The organism is Variovorax sp. 3319 (assembly GCF_031456585.1).
GTDB classification, from domain to species: Bacteria; Pseudomonadota; Gammaproteobacteria; order Burkholderiales; family Burkholderiaceae_C; genus Variovorax; species Variovorax paradoxus_P.
In genome coordinates, this window is the sequence record NZ_JAVDUZ010000009.1 from 44465 (window position 1) to 63420 (window position 18956).

The 18956-nt window shown below is 66.3% G+C and carries 19 protein-coding genes; 10 read left to right on the forward strand and 9 right to left on the reverse strand.

Annotated features, from left to right (window positions below):
• Nucleotide 1: 1 nt before the first annotated feature.
• Nucleotides 2-4765, reverse strand: a complete 4764-nt coding sequence (locus J2X67_RS18435) for a class I SAM-dependent methyltransferase (protein WP_309955101.1) — start codon at nt 4763-4765, stop codon at nt 2-4.
• A 47-nt stretch (nt 4766-4812) separates the two neighbouring features.
• Nucleotides 4813-5574, reverse strand: a complete 762-nt coding sequence (locus tag J2X67_RS18440; protein ID WP_309955103.1) for a methyltransferase domain-containing protein — start codon at nt 5572-5574, stop codon at nt 4813-4815.
• Nucleotides 5575-5716: 142 nt separating this feature from the next.
• Between J2X67_RS18440 and J2X67_RS18445 the strand changes: the two genes are divergently transcribed.
• Nucleotides 5717-6424, forward strand: coding sequence for an amino acid racemase (locus J2X67_RS18445; protein WP_309955105.1), 708 nt, complete (start codon nt 5717-5719; stop codon nt 6422-6424).
• A gap of 10 nt (nt 6425-6434) precedes the next feature.
• On the opposite strand, the gene J2X67_RS18450 is transcribed toward J2X67_RS18445, so the two are convergent.
• Nucleotides 6435-7364 carry an alpha/beta hydrolase gene (locus J2X67_RS18450; protein ID WP_309955107.1) on the reverse strand — a complete coding sequence of 310 codons (930 nt, stop codon included), beginning with the start codon at nt 7362-7364 and terminating at the stop codon, nt 6435-6437.
• Between the two features lie 115 nt (nt 7365-7479).
• Between J2X67_RS18450 and J2X67_RS18455 the strand changes: the two genes are divergently transcribed.
• From J2X67_RS18455 to J2X67_RS18470, 4 genes are read left to right on the forward strand one after another with little or no spacing between them, the layout of a single operon-like run.
• The gene (locus J2X67_RS18455; RefSeq protein WP_309955109.1) at nt 7480-8541 is read left to right on the forward strand and encodes an aldo/keto reductase; all 1062 of its coding nucleotides are present in this window, start codon (nt 7480-7482) and stop codon (nt 8539-8541) included.
• A 22-nt stretch (nt 8542-8563) separates the two neighbouring features.
• Nucleotides 8564-9055 (forward strand): aminoacyl-tRNA deacylase, encoded by a 492-nt coding sequence (locus J2X67_RS18460; protein WP_309955111.1) that lies wholly within the window; start codon nt 8564-8566, stop codon nt 9053-9055.
• Between the two features lie 41 nt (nt 9056-9096).
• Complete coding sequence (plsY, locus tag J2X67_RS18465; protein WP_309955112.1) at nt 9097-9732, forward strand: glycerol-3-phosphate 1-O-acyltransferase PlsY; 636 nt, start codon at nt 9097-9099, stop codon at nt 9730-9732.
• A gap of 8 nt (nt 9733-9740) precedes the next feature.
• Nucleotides 9741-10094, forward strand: coding sequence for a RidA family protein (locus J2X67_RS18470; protein WP_042582160.1), 354 nt, complete (start codon nt 9741-9743; stop codon nt 10092-10094).
• 12 nt (nt 10095-10106) lie between these two features.
• Here J2X67_RS18470 and J2X67_RS18475 read toward each other — a convergent pair whose 3' ends face one another.
• Entirely contained in the window at nt 10107-10748 is a 642-nt protein-coding gene (locus J2X67_RS18475) for a TIGR02281 family clan AA aspartic protease (RefSeq protein ID WP_309955115.1), read from the reverse strand.
• A 7-nt stretch (nt 10749-10755) separates the two neighbouring features.
• Nucleotides 10756-11241 carry a YajQ family cyclic di-GMP-binding protein gene (locus tag J2X67_RS18480; protein WP_028259207.1) on the reverse strand — a complete coding sequence of 162 codons (486 nt, stop codon included), beginning with the start codon at nt 11239-11241 and terminating at the stop codon, nt 10756-10758.
• 44 nt (nt 11242-11285) lie between these two features.
• On the opposite strand from J2X67_RS18480, the gene murB reads away from it, so the two are divergent.
• Both murB and J2X67_RS18490 read left to right on the forward strand, forming a co-directional pair.
• Nucleotides 11286-12338, forward strand: a complete 1053-nt coding sequence (gene murB, locus J2X67_RS18485) for a UDP-N-acetylmuramate dehydrogenase (protein WP_309955117.1) — start codon at nt 11286-11288, stop codon at nt 12336-12338.
• On the forward strand, nt 12338-13177 hold the full coding sequence (locus J2X67_RS18490; protein ID WP_309955119.1) for a hypothetical protein: 840 nt from the start codon (nt 12338-12340) through the stop codon (nt 13175-13177). The genes murB and J2X67_RS18490 overlap by 1 nt, the downstream gene beginning before the upstream one ends.
• 76 nt (nt 13178-13253) lie before the next feature.
• Here the strand turns inward: J2X67_RS18490 and argG are convergent, their stop codons facing one another.
• From argG to J2X67_RS18510, 4 genes are all read right to left on the reverse strand, one after another.
• Complete coding sequence (gene argG, locus J2X67_RS18495; RefSeq protein ID WP_309955121.1) at nt 13254-14594, reverse strand: argininosuccinate synthase; 1341 nt, start codon at nt 14592-14594, stop codon at nt 13254-13256.
• 27 nt (nt 14595-14621) lie between these two features.
• Nucleotides 14622-14948 carry a pyrimidine/purine nucleoside phosphorylase gene (locus tag J2X67_RS18500; protein ID WP_309955123.1) on the reverse strand — a complete coding sequence of 109 codons (327 nt, stop codon included), beginning with the start codon at nt 14946-14948 and terminating at the stop codon, nt 14622-14624.
• Nucleotides 14949-15092: 144 nt separating this feature from the next.
• Nucleotides 15093-15689: a hypothetical protein gene (locus tag J2X67_RS18505; RefSeq protein ID WP_309955124.1), complete on the reverse strand. Its 597-nt coding sequence runs from the start codon at nt 15687-15689 to the stop codon at nt 15093-15095.
• Between the two features lie 58 nt (nt 15690-15747).
• Nucleotides 15748-16107 carry an ArsC family reductase gene (locus tag J2X67_RS18510; RefSeq protein WP_309955126.1) on the reverse strand — a complete coding sequence of 120 codons (360 nt, stop codon included), beginning with the start codon at nt 16105-16107 and terminating at the stop codon, nt 15748-15750.
• Nucleotides 16108-16164: 57 nt separating this feature from the next.
• Between J2X67_RS18510 and folC the strand changes: the two genes are divergently transcribed.
• From folC to J2X67_RS18525, 3 genes are all read left to right on the forward strand, one after another.
• On the forward strand, nt 16165-17472 hold the full coding sequence (folC, locus tag J2X67_RS18515; RefSeq protein ID WP_309955128.1) for a bifunctional tetrahydrofolate synthase/dihydrofolate synthase: 1308 nt from the start codon (nt 16165-16167) through the stop codon (nt 17470-17472).
• A gap of 62 nt (nt 17473-17534) precedes the next feature.
• Nucleotides 17535-18440, forward strand: a complete 906-nt coding sequence (locus J2X67_RS18520) for an SPOR domain-containing protein (protein WP_309955130.1) — start codon at nt 17535-17537, stop codon at nt 18438-18440.
• Nucleotides 18441-18458: 18 nt separating this feature from the next.
• Nucleotides 18459-18944, forward strand: a complete 486-nt coding sequence (locus J2X67_RS18525; protein ID WP_258501644.1) for a CvpA family protein — start codon at nt 18459-18461, stop codon at nt 18942-18944.
• Nucleotides 18945-18956: the final 12 nt, after the last annotated feature.

Below are 18956 nucleotides of genomic sequence, written 5' to 3' on the forward strand. Positions count from 1 at the left end.
GTCAGTCCCGGAAAGCGGTAATCACTGCAAAGTCGGAACCGATGCGGCCTTCGGCCATCCATTGGTCTTCCATGTCGAAGAAGCGCTGCAGGTGTGCCGCATCTTCGGGATCGGCGGGATCGAAGTTCTGCGCAATGCCGCTGAGCCCGGTCTGCAGCAGCGCACCGCCAAGGTGCCGGCAATCCTGCACCCGGAAGTGGCGGCCGAGCGCATCGATGATCTGCGACGAGCACACGGCTTCCGACGGATCGACCGCGACCACGTCCGCCACGCTGGGACGGCCCAGCACCCCGCGTTCCATGCCCGAAGGCAGGCGCCGGTATTTCAGCGGCAGCGTCTCCATGAACTCGTTGATGCCTTGCAGCTGCGCGTCCGTCCACTGGAAGCGGTCGGGGCCGACGTACTCCTGCAGGTGGAACACGCCGCCCGGGCGCAGTGCACGGCGCACCGAGGCAAAGAGACCGTCCAGGTCGGCGATGTGGTGCACCGAATGGCTCGCGAACACCATGTCGAAGGCGCCCTCCGGCAGCGACTCCTGCTCCAGGTCGGCCACCTGGTAGTGCAGGCCCTGCAGGCCAAGCTCGGCGGCAAGCCGCCGCGCCTCGGCCACGGCGGCTGGTGCAAGGTCGTAGCCGTCGATGCGTTCGGCAATCCCCAGTCCGGCCAGGCCGCGCTCCAGTGCACCGAAGCCGCAGCCCAGGCTGGCGACGCGACGCACCGGAAAATTCCATCCTGCTTCCTGCAGGCAATTCATCAGGTGGCCGTGGGTGGTGGTCTGGCTGTCGCCCGTAGACAGCCGATGCAGCCGCGGCACCACCTGCGGATGCGCCATCCAGAACAGGCCCTGGGTTTCGACGCGATCGGCCGGGAGCACGCTCCATTCCTTCACGGTGCGCGTAGATCTCGCACCGGCGGCTCCGTCGGGCTCGGGCTCGGGCGCTTGCTGCTGCGGCATCGACGGCGGACGCGGCATTTCGTCGAGCAGCGTCTGCACGGTGCGAGTGAAGTGCGCAGGGTCGCAGTCTTTCGTCACGTGCGCCAGGCCGCTGTTGCGCACGCGGTCCCATAGCCCCCGGTCCTGGTAGAGGCTGGCGCACGCCGCTGCAAAATCTTCGGGACTGTCGGCGCTCAGCAAAGCCTCGCCAGCCGGCCACTCCAGTTGCGCGGCAATCAGGCGGGTCACGACGCTCGGCAGCCCGTGGGCGGCCGCCTCGTGCACCTTGTGCGGAATGCCCGCGGCAAAACGCGTGGGCGCGATGAAGACGCGTGCATGGTCATAGTGGTTGCGGACGCTCTCGACGCGGCCATGAAAGCGCACGCGGCGCGAACCGAGCAGATCGCGCAGGGCGGGCGCGCACCCGCCGACAATGTCCACGGCGTAGGCGGTTCCCACCAGCCTGTCGAGGCGCGGCATGACTTCACGGACGAACCATCGGATCGAATCCGAGTTGGGCGAGTCTTCCTCGTCGAGACGCCCGACGAAAAGAAAGTTCTGGCGGCCTTCGAAGCCGATGTCCGCCGGGGCCGGTTCAAGGCTGTGGCCAAGCACGAGCACGTCCTGGCAGCCGGCATCCCGGAAACTGCGCGCATCGGCTTCGCTCACGGCAAACACCACGGCGGCGCCGCGGGCCAGTTTCAGTTCGATTGCCGGCGTCATGGCGTCGGCGGACTGCGTGCCCTCGCGGCCGAGTTTCAGCACGTTGCGCCGCAAGGCTTCGCGGGCGGAGAAGATGGCTTCGGCGTCGTACACCACCCGGACGCCGGCAAGAAACGCGGGCACGGCTTCGCAGCAGCTCAGGAAGGTACGCATGTTGTGCGGCCGGCTGATCACCACCATATCGAAAAGGCCTGCGCGGCTGCGCAGAAAGTCGGTCAATGCGGGGCGTTGCGGCCCGGTCACGCATTCCAGTTCCGCCGGCAGGAGCCGGCTTGCCGCCGCGGCATCGCAGGTTGGCGAGGCCGTGGGATAGTGGCTGATGACTGCCCCCGCACGGTGCAGTGCATTGACCAGATCGCATGCGCGCGGGTTGCCAGCGCCCAGGCTGGGAATCGGCACCTGGTCGTCGATGACCAGCACGCTGGCGCGCGCGCCTTTGCGCATGCGCGCCAACAGCTCGCCGTCGAGCCGGGACCGATGGCCGTCGACCAGCGCCTGTGCGTGCCGCTTCGCGAACAGCATGCGATGGCGCTCCATCAGGTGCGCGGCGCTGTCCGACGACGGCGCGCTGCCGAACTCGAAATGCGTGACTTGCACCGCGGGCTCGTACACGACGCGATAACCCGCGCCGCGTATGCGCATGCACAGGTCGGTGTCTTCGTAGTACGCAGGTGCGAACAACGGATCGAACCCCGCCAGCGACTCGAACAGCGAGCGGCGGACCATGAGGAACGCGCCCGAACAGTAGTCGACATCGCGCCGGAACTGGAAGCTCGCATCGGCCGGGTCTTGCCCGCGGCCGTAGCCGGCACAACTGCCGTCGCGCCAGATGATCGATCCAGCTTCCTGGAGCGTGCCGTCGAGCAGCACGATCTTGCCGCCGACCGCGCCGGCATCGGCCTGGGTGTCCAGCAAGCGGCATGCGGCCTCGAGCGATCCGCGCGCGAGCATGGCGTCGTTGTTGAGAAAGAGAACATGGCGCCCTTGCGCCTCGCGCGCACCCGCATTGGCGCCGCGCAGGAAATGCAGGTTCTCGGTTTGTGCGAGCACGCGGCACCCGCTCACGCGGGAGAGCAGCTCGGTGGTGAGGTCGGTGGAGGCGTTGTCCACCACAATCACTTCAGCGGGCACGTCGATCGCCTGCGCCAGGGCCTGCAGGCAGCGAAAGGTAAGGCCCGCCTGGTTGTGCAGGACCAGCACGATGGAGACGGCGGGCTGCGCAGCAACGGGCAGCTCGATTCGTGCGCCCGGTGCCGCGAGAAAGTCACTCAGCGCCGCTTCGCTTGCGACGCGGAAGGACTGCTTCAGGTCGTCAGGCCGCGCTGCAGGGGAAGCGGTTTGTGCGTTGGGTGCCGGTGTCGATGCGGGTGCCTGTGTCGATACGGGCCCGGCAGGCGGCTGAAGCGCGGCAACGCCGGGCGTGAAGGGCCGCTCCTTGTGGCGCCCGTAGGTTTCGTAGTGATAAAGCGCGTTGGTGCCGGCCTGGGCGACGTCCGGGTTCTCGCGCAAGTAGACGCCGGTGGAGAACCAGGGGCTCGGGTCGCGCCCCTCGCGGGCTCCGAAAACGGTGTAGTGGTAGGCCGGATCGATACCCGAGGCTTTCACGTCGGCATAGGTGTCGGTGTACCAGCGCGCATCGAACAGCATCGACCGCCGCACGGCGTGCGCCACGGTATGGCGCGCCACCCGGTACCGTTGCACCGCCGGAGCCAGCCAACGCAGCGTGGCCGGTACTGTCTTCGGACGCCAGCGGCGCAGAAAGCCCGGGCTGCCGGGCAGCGTACTGCGCAGCGCGCTGCCAACCTTGGGCTCGATGCCGATCACCTCGCTGTGCCGCCGCAGCAGGTCGGCCACCATGCGGCCCACCGCTGCGGCATATAGCGCCAGGTGCTCGCGCATCCGGTCGTTTGCGGCAAGCAATGCGCTGCGCTCTTTCTGGGCGTCGTCCAGCCAGCGCGCAGCCACCGCGTGATGCCGTGTCGATTGCTCGAGTTCTTCCGCGAGGGCCTGGCGCGCCCGTTCGGCGTGGCCCAACTGCTCGGCCCCGGCTGCCAACTGCGCTTGCAGAAGCGCTAGGTCTTCGGAATGGTCCGGAAGCACGGCAGGCGGCGTGGCACGAGCGGCTTCTTCGAGCCGCGCTTGCAGCAAATAGACGCGGCCGAGTGCCACGTCTCGTTCGCGCTCGGCACGCATTGCACTTCGCGTCTGTGCAGCGGCTTCGTCGCGTTCCCGAAGGGCCTGCGCCAGCCCGGCCTGCGCTGCAGCCCGCTCGGCTTCGGCTGCGCGGCGGTGCTCCTGGAGTGCCTCTACCTGAAGCCGGAAGGAGGTCTGTGCCTCCTGTTCGCGCGCCAGGCCGGCCCACACAGCGCCGAGCATGGCGAACCGGTCGCGTATGGGCAGCGTGGCAGTGCCTTGGGAGGCGGCGCACAGCTGGCGGATGGCCGCGGGCACCTGCGAGCCGTGGGCGATTATTCCGAGGCCGTGTCCGTGCAGAAACTCGAAGTGAGGCAACTCGGCCGAGAGCTCCGCGAACAGCCGGTAGACCCCGAATTCGCCATGCCTGACGTTGGTGTCGTGAAAGAGCACGACGGCCCGGGGCGACAGCTTGCGCCGCCAGGTCTCGTAGTCGTGCCGCACTGCCTCGTAGGTATGAAAACCGTCGATGTGCAGCAGATCGATCGAGCCGTCCTCGAACCTGCCGGCCGCGTCGTCGAACGGCATGCGCACCAGCTCGGAGAACGCCGCGTAGTGCTGTTCGTTGAAGGTCCGCAAGTCTTCGTAGACCTCGTCCCCGAACCGCCCCGCATGCGCGTCGCCCTGCCAGTGGTCGACGGCGTAGCAGCGCGTGGGCAACCCGCCGTGGAGAACGGCTTCGCAGAACGCCGCGTACGACACGCCGTGGTGCGCGCCAAGCTCTACCAGCACGCGCGGTTCGCAGGCTTCCATGACCCATGACGCAAAGGGCACGTGAGCCCACCAGCCGCTCGGCTTGCCGATGCGCTGCGGCCGCCTGAAGACCGGCGACAGCGTCGGGGATGCGAGATCACCCAGCGAAGCCGAGGCGGGCAGCCAGTCCTTGGCGATGTCCCGTTGTTGCGGGTTGATCATGCGGTTCTCCTTGGCTGCCGGGCACCCGTCTTCGCGGGGGCTTTGCGTCACCGGCTGGCGACGACCGTGAACATGGGAATAAGAAGCCCGTCGACTTCCCGTTTGTGATGATGCGTGCTGACGCGCGCATGCGGGAAGCCCAGCAACGCCAGTGCGTTCACCACGAAAGCGGGCGTGAGCGCCCACCATGTATCTACCTGCTGGATGTGCGGACGCGGCAGCAGATGGCAGACCGGCAGTTCGCCGAGCGTCTGGTCGTAGAGCTCCGTCACGATGATGGTGCTGCGCACGTGCCGCGCGCAGCCCTCGAGCACCGAGATGGGGGAGCGGCAATGCAGCAGCACTGCCGCGAACAGGCCGACGTCAAAATGCCCGGCCTCCGGCGGCAGGTGTTCGGGGTCGGCCTCCACCAGCCGCACCGACGAACGGTAGAGGTGATGGAGATACCAGAACGAATTGCGCACGCCCGCAATGGAAGCATGGAACTCCCTGCGCCAGGTTGCAACGTCGAAATCGGGCATGGGCACCACGTCCCACAGGCGGGCCATCGGCGGCTCGATGGCCGTTACATCGGCGCCGGCGCGCTCCATGTGAAAAGACAGGAAACCGCTGGCCGGTCCGACTTCGAGCACCGACTTGGCAGCAAAGTCGAACCCGCCCAGATAGGCTTCGACAGTTGGGCGAAGGTCCCAGTGCCCGCGTACCAGGCCGCGTTGCGGCAGGCCGACCGAGTGATAGAAGTTGCACGCCTCGAAAGCGGGCGCGTCACGCCGGATTTCTTCCCAGGCCGGCGCGTTGGCGGAACTCATCCAGCCAGGCGGTGCCGGGGCACTGCGAGCGAATGGGCGAAACGAGGTGTGCAGGCCGACGGCATGGTAAACACTTGTAACCTGAGGAGGAGCGATGCTAGCAAATTGATGCTCCGGCGTCACGCTCGCACAGAATGCAGGCATGACCCAGCACATCGGAATCGTCGGATGCTCCGCTGAAGGCGCGGCGCTCTGCTACCAGACCATCTGCGTGGAGGGGGCCCAACTCCTCGGCCCCCATGCGCATCCTGAAGTGTCGATGCACACGCCGTCGCTTGCCGACTACATGCAGCACATCTACCGCAACGACTGGCACGGCGTGGGCGAGGTGATGCTGGCTTCGGCCAACAAGCTCGCAAAGATTGGCGCCAGCTTTCTGGTGTGCCCGGACAACACCATTCATCAGGCGCTGCCGTTCATCGAGGCGCGCTCGCCGCTGCCATGGCTGCACATTGCCGAATGCGTGGCCGAGGAGGCCGCGCAGCGCGGGTTCAAGCGCCTGGCCATTACCGGCACGCGCTGGCTGGTAGAGAGCGAGGTCTACCCCGAGAAGCTCTCTGCCAAGGGGCTCGAACACGTTCGGCCTACGCTCGATGAGCGCGAAGAAATCAACCGCATCATCATGGAAGAACTGGTCTGCGGTGTTTTCACGCCCGATGCGGTCACGGCGTTCCGGCGCGTCATACAGCGCATGAAGGACGAGGACGGCTGCGATGCGGTGGTGCTCGGCTGCACCGAGATTCCGCTGATCATGAACGACGTGAACTCGCCGCTGCCCACGCTCGATTCGACGCGGCTGCTGGCCCGCGCGGCGTTGCAGCGCACCGTGCAGGGCCGCGCCGCAAGTTGAACCCTGGCGGTCAGCCGGCCAGGAACTGCTCGATCAGCCCGGCCACGCGCTGCGGCTGGTCGTGGTGCAGCATGTGGCCGGCATTGGCCACCTGCTCGATGCGCACCGAGGGCACGGACTTCAGGCGCTCGTGAAACTCTTCGAGCGTGTAGCGGTTTTTCCACCAGCCGTGCAGGCTGTCGTCCGCGGCTTCGACCATGAGGGTGGGCGCCGAGATCCTCGAATAGAGCGCGAGTGTTTCATCGACGCGAAAGATGTTGGCATTGACGATCTTGTGCGCCGCATCGCCAAGAATCTGCCAGCGCTCGCTGCCGTCGGGCTGTGTCTGCACGGTCGACCAATGGCTGGCAAGCCAGTTGGCCTTGTCGGGCGTGAGGCGCGGGTTGGTCTTCATGAGCCGGCGCGCCACGCCGTCGACCGACGAATAACCGGCAAGTGCCATTTCACCGCGGTGCAGGCGCTTGAGTTCATCGATCCACTGCCCGTAGCGTGCGGGCGCTTCCTCGGGTTTTCGCGCCGGCATTCCGAAGCCTTCGCAATTGACCAGGCGGCGAATGCGCCCGGGCCTTGCGCCCGCATAGTGCATGGCAACGTTGCCGCCCATGCTGTGGCCCACCAGGTCGATGGGCTGTGCCGCATCGCCTTCGCCCGCGTAGTGATCGAGCAGCCACTCGAGGTCAGCCAGGTAGTCGGGCAGCCAGTAGTTGTCGACGCCGCCGCCTTCGGTCAGGCCAAAGCCGCGCCAGTCGGGCGCGATGATGAAACGCTCTTCGGCCATTGCATCGACCACGAACTGCCAGGAGGCGGCCACGTCCATCCAGCCGTGCACCAGCACAAGAGGTGGCCGCGTCGCTGAGGGCTCGCCCCACACGCGCACGTGGTAGCGGAGGTTGCGCACGGGCACGAATTCGCTGCGCGAGGGACGAAGGGCTTGGTACATGGGCGTCGATGATACGGAGGCGGCAGCCGCCGCGCAGTCCGCCACAAGACAGCGCGTGCCCGGGTTTTGGGCCCGCGGCCAGCGCACGGCGGAGGAGGGCGGTAGCATTCCGCGCATGAAAAAAATCCAACTCGGCCAGAGCAGCCTGCAGGTCACTCCGATCTGCCTGGGCACCATGACATTCGGCGAACAGGTGGACGAGCCCACCTCGCATGCCATCTTGAGCCGCTCGCTGGAGCGCGGTGTCGACTTTATCGACACGGCCGAGATGTACGCAGTGCCCACGCGCAAGGAAACCTACGGCGCCACTGAAACCATCATCGGCAACTGGTTTGCGGCCAATCCCGGCGTGCGCCAGAAGATCACGCTGGCCACCAAGGTGGCCGGCCCGGTGCGCGCCACGCCCTGGGTGCGCGAAGGCACGGGCATGACGGCCGCCGACATTGTTGCGTCGTGCAACGCCAGCCTGAAGCGGCTGAAGACAGACGTCATCGACCTGTACCAGATCCACTGGCCCGAGCGCCATGTGCCGGCCTTTGGCGCCCTTTACTACGACCCGGCCAAGGAAACCTCGCAAACGCCGATTCACGAGCAGCTCGAGGCGCTCGGCGGACTGGTCAAGGCTGGCAAGGTGCGCGAGATCGGCCTTTCGAACGAAACCCCTTACGGCGTTCACGAGTTCGTGCGCCTGGCCGAGCAGCACGGCCTGCCGCGCGTGGCCTCGGTGCAGAACGTCTATAACCTGGTGAGCCGCGGGCTCGAGAACGGGCTCGACGAGACGATGCACCGGCTCGGCGTTTCGCTCTTGGCGTATTCGCCGCTGGCCTTTGGCCTGTTGACCGGCAAGTACGACCAGGGCGGCATCGAGGGGCCTGAAGCCCCGAAGGGCGCGCGCATTTCGAGCTACGAATCGGTGCGCAAGCAGCGCTGGGGCCGGCCCGATGCGTTGAAGGCGGCGCGCCGCTACAACCAGCTGGCGCGCGACAACGGCCTGACGCCGGTGCAGCTGGCGCTGGCCTTCTGCTACACCAAGTGGCAGGTGGCAAGCACCATCATCGGAGTGACCACGGTGGCGCAGCTCGACGAAGACCTTGACGTGTGGGGCACCACGCTGTCGCCGGAAGTCCTGGCCGAGATCGACCAGATCCGCTGGGAAATTCGCGACCCGGCAACGTGAACGCAACACCAGGGGTGCACCGGTGAGCAAGAAGGCGCACGTTTCGGAAACCCCCGCCACGCAACTGCTGCGCGAGCAAAAGGTCGTCTTTAGCGAGCATCCGTACGAATACCTCGAGCACGGCGGCGCGCAGCACAGCGCCGAGGTGCTGGGCCTGGACCCCTTCACGGTGGTGAAGACGCTGGTGATGCAGGACCAGGACGCCAAGCCGCTCATCGTGCTGATGCACGGCAACCGCACGGTGTCGACCAAGAACCTGGCGCGGCAGATCGGCGCCAAGTCGGTGGAGCCCTGCAAGCCAGAGGTTGCGCAGCGCCACAGCGGCTACATGGTGGGCGGCACCTCGCCCTTCGGCACGCGGCGGCAGATGCCGGTGTATATCGAGTCGAGCATCCTGGAGCTGCCGAAGATCGCGATCAACGGCGGGCGGCGCGGCTACCTGGTGGGGATCGACCCAGAGGTGTGCGTAACGTTGCTCGGCGCCAAGCCGGTGCAGTGCGCGCTGGCAGAATAGCCGGCCCGAATAAGAACATCCATCCTTCGTGGAGCGCCGCCTTGAGCTTTCATTTGCCTTCCCTCCTTGCCATCGTGGCTTCGTACCTGATCGGCTCGCTGTCGTTCGCGGTCATCGTGAGCAAAGCGCTCGGCATGGCCGACCCGCGCAGCTACGGCAGCGGCAACCCCGGCGCCACCAACGTGCTGCGCTCGGGCAACAAGGGCGCGGCGCTGGCCACCTTGCTGCTCGACGCGCTGAAGGGCTGGCTGCCGGTGTTCGTCATTCGCCATTTCGGCGCCCAGTGGGGCCTGGGCGAGGGCGTGGCTGCGCTGGCGGGCTTGGCGGCCTTCCTGGGCCATCTGTACCCGGTGTTCTTCGGCTTCCAGGGCGGCAAGGGCGTGGCCACGGCTGCCGGCGTGCTGGTGGGCATTGCGCCCTGGCTGGGGCTGGCCACCGGTGCCACCTGGCTGATCATTGCGGTGTTCTTCCGCTATTCGTCGCTGTCGTCGCTGGTGGCGGCCTTTTTTGCGCCGGCGTACTACCTGATTGGCGGCAACATTGCGTGGCCGCTCGACCGCACGGTGCTGATTGCGATCATCATCATGAGTCTGCTGCTCGTCTGGCGGCACCGCGAAAACATCCGCCGGCTCGCGGCTGGCACGGAGTCGAAACTCGGCTCGAAGAAAAAGGCTTGAAAGAAACCATGGCAACCATTACCCGCTTCCACGTCGGCCCGCGTTTGTCTGAAACGGCGGTGCACAACGGCACCATCTACCTCGCGGGTCAGGTACCCGACGACACCTCGCAAGATATCCGCGGCCAGACCACGCAGGTGCTGGCCATGGTCGACCGCCTGCTGGCGGAGGCCGGCAGCGACAAGTCGCGCATTCTCATGACGCAGATCTTCCTGGCCGACATCACCGACATCACGGCCATGAACGAGGTGTGGGACGCGTGGATTCCCGCCGGCAACACGCCGCCGCGCGCCACCGTGCAGGCCAAGATGGCCAATGCGGCGTACAAGATCGAGATCGTGGTCACGGCCGCGCAGGCCTGACACTCACAGGCTTCAGTAGCGCTTTTCCAGGACCATCTGGTCCGCGTCCCGGCGCATGGAAAAGCGGTTGATGAAGCTGTTGCCCAGCAACACAAAAGGCATGGGCTGCGGCGACACGATGGCGTCGATGTCGTACACCTCCACGTCGCCCACGCGCACCGACTGCAGCCGCAGCTTGTAGCCGCTGGACACGCCGTTGGCGGTGTTCATCTGCACGCGCTGCCCCTTGCTGTAGTCGAGCCCGATGCGCTGCGCATCGGCGGCCGAAAGGGCGATGGACGTGGCGCCGGTGTCGAGCATGAAGGTAACCGTGCGGCCGTTGATGGCGCCCTGCGTCATGAAATGGCCGCGGCTGTCCGCAGGCAGCACGATGCGGCTACCGCCGCCCGTACCCGTGCCGCCGCCAATGCTCACCGGCGTGTCCATGCGCAGGTTGACGCGCTTGCCCTCGAGCTCGACCACGGCCTGCTCGGCCTGCAGCGACACGAGCTTGACGCCCTGGAAGGTTTCGCCCACCGCCACCGTCTTGGGCGGCGCGCCGTTCACGATGAGGATGGCGCGGCTGCCGATGGTGCCGGTCAGCATGACCGAGCTTGCCGCGTGCGCCCCGGCAGCGGCAGCCAGCAACTGCGCCGCAACGACGAGGGATTTCATGCGGGGTTCAGTCGCGGAAGTTGTTGAACGAGAGGGGCATGTCGGGCACGTCCTTCTTGATCAACGCCATGGCGGCCTGCAGGTCGTCGCGCTTGGCGCCGGTAATGCGCACTGCGTCGCCCTGGATGGCGGCCTGCACCTTGAGCTTGCTGTCCTTGATGATGCGAGTGATTTTCTTGGCCTGCTCGGTCTCGATGCCGCTCTTGACCTTGATGACCTGCTTGACCTTGTCGCCGCCGATTTTCTGCACGTCGCCCTTGTCGAGAAAACGCACATCGACGCTGCGCTTGGTGAGCTTGGCGCGAAGAATGTCTTCGACCTGCACGAGCTGGAACTCGGCGTCGCCGATCATCGTGATTTCCTTGTCCTTGAGCTCGACGGCGGCTGCCGTGCCCTTGAAATCGAAGCGCGTTGCGATTTCCTTGGCGGTGTTTTCGACCGCGTTCTTCACTTCGGGCAGATTGGGTTCGCAGACGGTATCGAAAGACGGCATGGGCTCCTCCTGGATTCGCGGTAGCTGGATGCGACAATTCTCCCATGATCGTGGAGAACAACGTCCCGCTGCAGCCGTACAACAGCTTCGGCATCGTCGCGCGCGCGCACAACCTGGCGCGCATCGCCAACGAGGCGGACGTGGCCGAGCTGCGGGCCGACCCGCGCTGGCGCGACGCTCCCCGCTTTGTGCTGGGCGGGGGCAGCAATATCGTGATTACCGGCGACGTGAAGCCGCTGGTGCTCAAGGTCGAGATCAAGGGGCTGCGGCTGGTCGATGAAACCCCGCGCGCCTGGATCGTGGAGGCCGGCGCGGGCGAGGTGTGGCACGACGCCATCCAGTGGATGCTGGCAAACGGCTACCCGGGGCTCGAAAACCTGGCGCTCATTCCGGGCACGGTGGGCGGCGCGCCGGTGCAGAACATCGGCGCCTACGGGGTCGAGCTGCAAGACCGCTTCGAATCGCTCGACGCCATCGACCTGGACACCGGACGCAGCTTTACGCTGGACGCCGCGCAGTGCGCCTTCGGCTACCGCGACTCGGTGTTCAAGCACGTGCGCAGCGGGCCCAACGATTTCGGGCTTTCCGGCCGGGCGCTGATCACCCGGGTGCGCTTTCGGCTGCCCAAGCCCTGGAAGGCCGTGGTGGGTTACCTCGACCTGGAGCGCAAGATGGAAGAAACCGGCAACTTCACGCCGAGCGCCATCGACGTATTCGACTGGATCTGCGCCATTCGCCGCGCCAAGCTGCCCGACTGGCGCCTGCTCGGCAATGCGGGCAGCTTCTTCAAGAACCCCACCGTCACGCCCGAGCAATGTGCGGACATCATTGCTCGCGACCCGAAGATCGTGCACTACCCCATGCCCGACGGCACCATCAAGCTGGCGGCCGGCTGGCTCATCGACGCTTGCGGCTGGAAGGGCAAGTCGGTCGGCAACGCCGGCGTGTACGAAAAGCAGGCGCTGGTGCTTGTGAACCGCGGCGGCCTTGAAAACCCGGTAACGGGCGGTGAGGTAATGACGCTGGCCAAGGCCATCCAGACGAGCGTGTACGAGCGCTTTGGCATCCGGCTGGAGCCGGAGCCGGTGGTCGTCTGATGGACCTGGACTTTCTGCACCTGAACTACCGGCGGCGCATTGCCGCGCTGATCTGGGCACGGCGGGCGGTGGTGCTGGCGGCGCTGGTCGCGGTGTTCGTCATTTTTCGCCGTGGCGGATGGCTGGTGCTGGTGCCTTTGATTCTTGGCGCATGGGCGCTCGCAGCCACGCTGGGCTTCATGGAAACAAGCCTGCGCCGGCAGTTCATTCGCGAAGCCCGCATGCCGCCGTTTCTCATCGGCAAGCTGCGCGCAGCGCACCCCGGGCTCAGCGTGCGCGACGCCGAGCTGGTGCTGCGCGGCCTGCGCCAGTTCTTCATGGCCCATTTGCGCAGCGGCCGCAAGTTCGTGGCCATGCCTTCCAGGGTCGTCGACACCGCGTGGCACGAGTTCATCCTGCACACGCAGGGTTACCAGAACTGGTGCGCGGCGGCCTTCGGCGGCATGCTGCACCACAGCCCGGCCGAGGTGCTGGGCAAAGACCCGAAGCGCAACGACGGCCTGCGCCGCACCTGGTACTGGGCCTGCAAGGAAGAAAGCATCGACCCGCGCAAGCCTTCGCGGCTGCCGCTGCTGTTTGCGCTCGACGTGAAGTTCGGTATTCCGGGCGGCTTCGACTACGTGCCCGACTGCAAGGCGATCGACCGGCAGAGCGGCTCCGACGCCTATTGCGGGACCAGCTTCGGCGATTCGTCGTCCGATGGCGGTGGTGCCGGCGATGCGGGCGGCTTCGGCGGCAGCGAATCGAGCGGCAGCGGCGATGGCGGCGGGGGAGGGGACTCTTCCGGTGGCGATGGAGGCGGCTGCGGCGGTGGTTGCGGCGGAGGCGGCGGCGACTGATCGGCAGGCGCGCGCGCACCGCCACAAAAGAAAACGGGCCCAAAAGGCCCGTTTGTCATTGCAGGAAGCGCGTGGCTTACCTGGTCTCGTCGTCATTGGTGAGCCGCGGCACCGCGGTGCCCTGGCCCGGCGACAGCAGCCCGGTGCGGGTGTAGATCGCCAGCTTTTCGCGCGTATCGACGATGTCGAGGTTGCGCATTGTGAGCTGGCCGATGCGGTCGAGCGGCGTGAACGCGCCGGCCACCTTTTCCATGCTCAGGCGCTCTGGCTGGTACGTGAGGTTGGGCGACACGGTGTTGAGAATCGAGTAGTCGTTGCCGCGGCGCAGTTCGATGGTCACTTCGCCGGTAATCGCGCGCGCCACCCAGCGCTGTGCCGTTTCGCGCAGCATGATGGCCTGCGGGTCGAACCAGCGGCCCTGATAGAGCAGGCGGCCGAGCTTGCGGCCGTGGTCGCGGTACTGCTCGATGGTGTCTTCGTTGTGGATGCCGGTAACCAGGCGCTCGTAGGCGATGAACAGCAGCGCGAGGCCGGGGGCTTCGTAGATGCCGCGGCTCTTGGCCTCGATGATGCGGTTCTCGATCTGGTCGCTCATGCCCAGTCCGTGGCGCCCGCCGATGCGGTTGGCTTCGAGGATGAGGTCGACCAGGTTCGCGTGCTCCACGCCGTTCAGGGCCACCGGGCGGCCTTCTTCGAAGCGCACGGTAACGGTTTCGCGCTTGACCTCGACCTCGTCCTTCCAGAACGCCACGCCCATGATCGGCTGCACGATCTGCATGCCGCTGTCGAGGTTTTCCAGGTCCTTGGCCTCGTGCGTGGCGCCGAGCATGTTGGAGTCGGTGCTGTAGGCCTTTTCGGCCGACATCTTGTAGCCGAAGCCGGCCTTGGTCATGAACGCCGACATCTCTGCGCGGCCGCCGAGCTCGTCGATGAACAGCTGGTCGAGCCAGGGCTTGTAGATCTTCAGGTTGGGGTTGGTGAGCAGGCCGTAGCGGTAGAAGCGCTCGATGTCGTTGCCCTTGTAGGTGCTGCCGTCGCCCCAGATGTGAACGTCGTCTTCCTTCATGGCCGACACCAGCATGGTGCCGGTGACCGCGCGGCCGAGCGGCGTGGTGTTGAAGTAGGTAACGCCCGCGGTGGTCACGTGGAAGGCGCCGGCCTGCAGCGCGGCAATGCCTTCATTGGCGAGCTGTGCGCGGCAGTCGATCAGGCGGGCGTTCTGCGCGCCGTAGAGCATTGCCTTGCGCGGAATCTCGTCGTAGTCGGGCTCGTCGGGCTGGCCGAGGTTGGCGGTGTAGGCGTAGGGAATCGCGCCCTTCAGCTTCATCCAGTGCAGTGCGGCGCTTGTGTCCAGGCCGCCTGAAAAGGCAATGCCGACCTTCTGGCCGGCGGGAACGTTTTGGAGAATGGTCGACATGTGGGTGTCCGGTTGGCGGGTCTGGGTTCAGCCGAAGTGGCAGATGTAGCTGTAGGGCTCGCCCGTCACACGGATCTGGAAGCTCGAGTTACCTGGCACGCTGAACTTCTGGCCGGGGCCTGCGCTGACCCACTCGGTGGTGCCTTCGAGCTGGTATTCGCAGCTGCCGGCGGTGCCTTCCATGATTTCAGGGGCGCCGGTCTTGAAGGTAAGGGTGGACGGAAGAATCACGCCGACCGATTTTTTTGTGCCGTCGGCCAGCGTGAGGCTGTGGCTCACGCACTTGCCGTCGAAGTACACATTGGCCTTGGTCGCCACTGCGGCGCTGTTGAGAGTGTCGGTAGTCGTCGTCATTGGATGGCGCCGGCGCGTGCGCGGTCGGCTTGTCGAGGACGCACCACCGCGGCGGCGCACCCCTCGGGGTTGGAAAAGTCCCCGATTTTAGGGCTTGGCCGAACCCGCGCCCGCAGCCTCTACGCGGGCCTGCCTGTGCACGCCTCAGCGCCAGTGGCGATGGCCCCATCCGCCGCGGTAGCCGCCCCATCCCCTGGAATAGCCGAAATTCAGCGAGAGGCCGACGGGCGGGTAGATGTAAGGCTGCGGATAGGCGTAGGCTGGCTGCACGTACACGGGCGCCGCGTAGACCGGAGCGGGCTGTACATACGTGGGGGGCGGTGCATTGGAGAGCACCACGCCCGGCTCTGGCACCACGTTGTCCCAGGGCGATCCGCCCTGCTGCGCGGGTTGTGCGTACTGCGGGCTTTGCTGGTATTGGTACTGCTGCTGGCCGCTGTTGGCCTCGACCGGATAGGGCTGCAGCTGCGGCTGGGGCGCAACCGGTGCCGTGGTCACGCCGTAGGCGCCGGCCTGGATGGGGATGGTGGCGCCCGGCCGGCTGTTCATGCGCGTGGTGTACTGCCGCCCGTTGTATTCGTAGGTAACGTTGTAGCTGGGGCTGCTGCCGGTGGTCTCGTAGACGGGGGTGGCCGAAATGACCCGCGCCCATGCTTCCTGGGCCTGAACGCTGGCGGCGCCCGCCGCAAGGAGGCCGGCAGCCGAAAGGCCCGCGAGGGTGCGAAAGACTTGTCTGTTCATGGTGTTCTCTCCTGCAGATCGGGGTTGGAGGCTGGCCGGCAAGGCAGGGTTCCGGCGTTTACACGGCGTTCACAGCAGCAGCCCACGCTTGCGCGTCGAACCCTGTCGTAACGCCGGTTTTGGCGCCCCAGTTGACCACCGGCCGCTTGATGAGGCTCGGGTTGGCCAGCAGCACCGCCCGGGCGGAGGCCGCGTCGACCACCGCATTCTGTTCGGCTTCATCGAGCTTGCGCCACGTGGTGCCGCGGCGGTTGACCAAGGCCTCCCAGCCCGGCTTGTGGAGCCACTGGTCGAGTTCGGCCTCGGGTACGCCTTGCTTCTTGAAGTCGTGAAATGTGTAGGCGACGCCGTGTTCGTCGAGCCACGCACGGGCGCGCTTGACGGTGTCGCAATTGGGAATGCCGTAAAGGGTTGTCATGGACGCCAATGATGCCGATAAAACTTGGCGCGGCCCGCGCTTTGCCGGTCGGCGACAATGCCGGGCTCCATGGAAACCCTTAACGACTGGCTCGCACGCGCCGAGCAACTTCATCCGAAGAACATCGAGCTCGGACTCGAGCGCGCCAAGGAAATGGCGGCCCGGATGGGCCTGCGCTTCGATTGCCCGGTCATCACCGTGGCCGGCACCAACGGCAAGGGTTCGACCTGCGCCATGCTCGAGTCGATCCTTACGCACGCGGGCTACCGCACGGCGGTTTTCACGTCGCCGCACCTCGTGCGCTTCGAAGAACGTCTGCGGCTGTCGGGCGAGGCGGTCGATGCTTCCAAATTAATAGCAAACTTCGAGGTGGTTGAGGCAGCCAGGGGCGACATGGCCCTGACGTACTTCGAGTTCACCACGCTCGGCATCCTGCGCTGCATGATCGAAGAAAAGCCCGACGTGGCAATTCTCGAAGTGGGTCTTGGCGGCCGGCTCGACGCGGTCAACATCATCGACACCGATTGCGCGGTCATCACCAGCATCGACCTCGACCACATGGACTACCTGGGGCCCGACCGCGAAAGCATCGGCTTCGAAAAGGCCGGCATCCTGCGCCCGGGCAAGCCCGCCATCGTGAGCGACCCCATGCCGCCGCAAAGCGTGATCGACCACGCGGCTGCCATCGGCGCCGACCTGTGGCGCTTCGGGCATGACTTCAACGTGTCGGGCGACAAACAGCAGTGGGGCTGGTCGGGCCGCGGCAGGCGCTACAGCGGGCTGGCGTACCCGGCGCTGCGCGGCGCCAACCAGTTGCTCAATGCCGCGGGCGTGCTCGCGGCGCTCGAGGCCTTGCGGCAGCAACTGCCCATTACCGCGCAGGCGGTGCGCACGGGGCTTGCCATGGTCGAGCTGCCCGGCCGCTTCCAGATTGTTCCGGGCGAGCCCGCGCTGGTGCTCGATGTGGCGCACAACGCGCATGCGGTTGCGGCACTGGCCGAGAACCTCGACGCCATGGGTTTCTATCCCACCACCCACGGGGTTTTCGGTGTCATGGCCGACAAGGACCTGGGCCCCATCCTCGCGCGCATCGGGCCGATGATCGACCGTTGGTACTTCACCGATCTGCCCACGCCGCGCGCCGCCAAGGCGAGCGATCTGCTTGCCAGCTGGCAGGCGCAGAACACGCGCACAGACGTCTCCGGCAGCGTGCATGCGGGACCGATGGAAGCGCTCCGCGCAGCCATTGAGCACGCAGACCCCGCTGATAGAATCGTGGTCTTCGGATCGTTCTTCACCGTGGGTGGCGTGCTGGAGCACGGCACTCCGCGGCTGCAAGCCAAACACCTGCTGCCCGGCGGCTGATCGCCCGAACCGTCCGCACCATCTGGCACCACCTCGCTGCACTCCTCCAGGGATCGAACTTCATGGCGTTTTTCAAGTTCCGCACGCGCGGCCCGCAAGGCAACGAAGGACGCAGCGCACCTGCCGCCGTCCCCGCGGAAAGTGTCGAAACCCTGCGCCGCCGCGCGCGGCACCGGCTGGTGGGCGCAGCCGTTCTGGTGCTGCTTGGCGTCATCGGTTTTCCGCTGTTGTTCGACACGCAACCCCGGCCGGTGTCAGTCGACATTCCGATCGAGATTCCCGATCGCAACAAGGCAAAGCCCTTGCCGGTGCCTGCTACACCGGCGCCCGCCACCTCCACTGGCGCGGCCGACGGCAGTTCGCGCGTTGCGGCGGCGCCGTCGTCTTCGGGCGGCATGATCACTGAAACCGCCGACGGCACCGAAATCGACCCGAGCAAGCCGGCGCCAAGCACGCCGCCAGCGGCCCCCGCCAAGCCCGCGGCCGAGCCAAAGCCGGAGCGCAAGCCCGAGCCAAAGCCCGAACCCAAACCCGAGCACAAGCCGGAGCCAAAACCGGAACCGAAGCCCGAGCCGAAGCCAAAGCCCGAACCTAAGCCGGAAGCCAAACCGGAAGCCAAACCCGAGCCGAAGCCCGCAGCGCCAAAGCCGGCCTCCGCCGATGACGGCAATCGCGCGCGTGCCCTGCTCGAAGGCAAGCCTTCCAACACCAGCACCAAGCCCGCCGCAGCTGAAGACGGTGGCCGGTTCGTGGTGCAGGTCGGTGCCTTTGCAGACGCCGACAAGGCGCGCGAAGTGCGGCAAAAACTAGAGAAGGCGGGCCTCAAGACCTACGTGCACGTGGCCAAGACGGCCGACGGCGAGCGCACGCGTGTGCGTGTCGGCCCGTTCAGCTCGCGTGCCGAGGCGGACAAAGCTGCGGATAAGGTCAAGGGCTTGTCTTTGTCGGCCGCCATCCTCACGTTGTAGTAGCCATCGCTCGCTGCCGTGGCCTTGCTCGACTGGATTGCCGTCACGCTCATCGTGGTGTCGATGCTGTTCGGCCTGTGGCGGGGGCTGGTGTTCGAAGTGATTTCGCTGGCGGGCTGGGTGGCTGCATTCATTGCCGCCCAATGGCTGGCGTCGGACGTGGCGGCATGGCTGCCGTTTGGCGACCCGCAGGCCACCTGGCGCTATCCGCTGGCCTTTGTGCTGGTGTTCGTCGGGGTGGCGTTCGGCGTGGGCCTGGTGGCCGCACTGACGCGAAAGCTGATTGCGGCTGTCGGCCTCAGGCCGGTGGACCGGATATTGGGTGGGGCCTTCGGAGCGGCGCGGGGTGCGGTTGCCCTGCTCGTGCTGGCGGTCATTGTTCATTTGCTGGCGTTGAGCGACAGTGCCTGGTGGCACGAATCGCACAGCGCCATTGTTCTCGATGCGGCATTGCAGGGCCTGAAACCCGCGTTGCCTGAAAAGTTGGCAAGCTACCTGCCCTGAGAGGAATCGTTC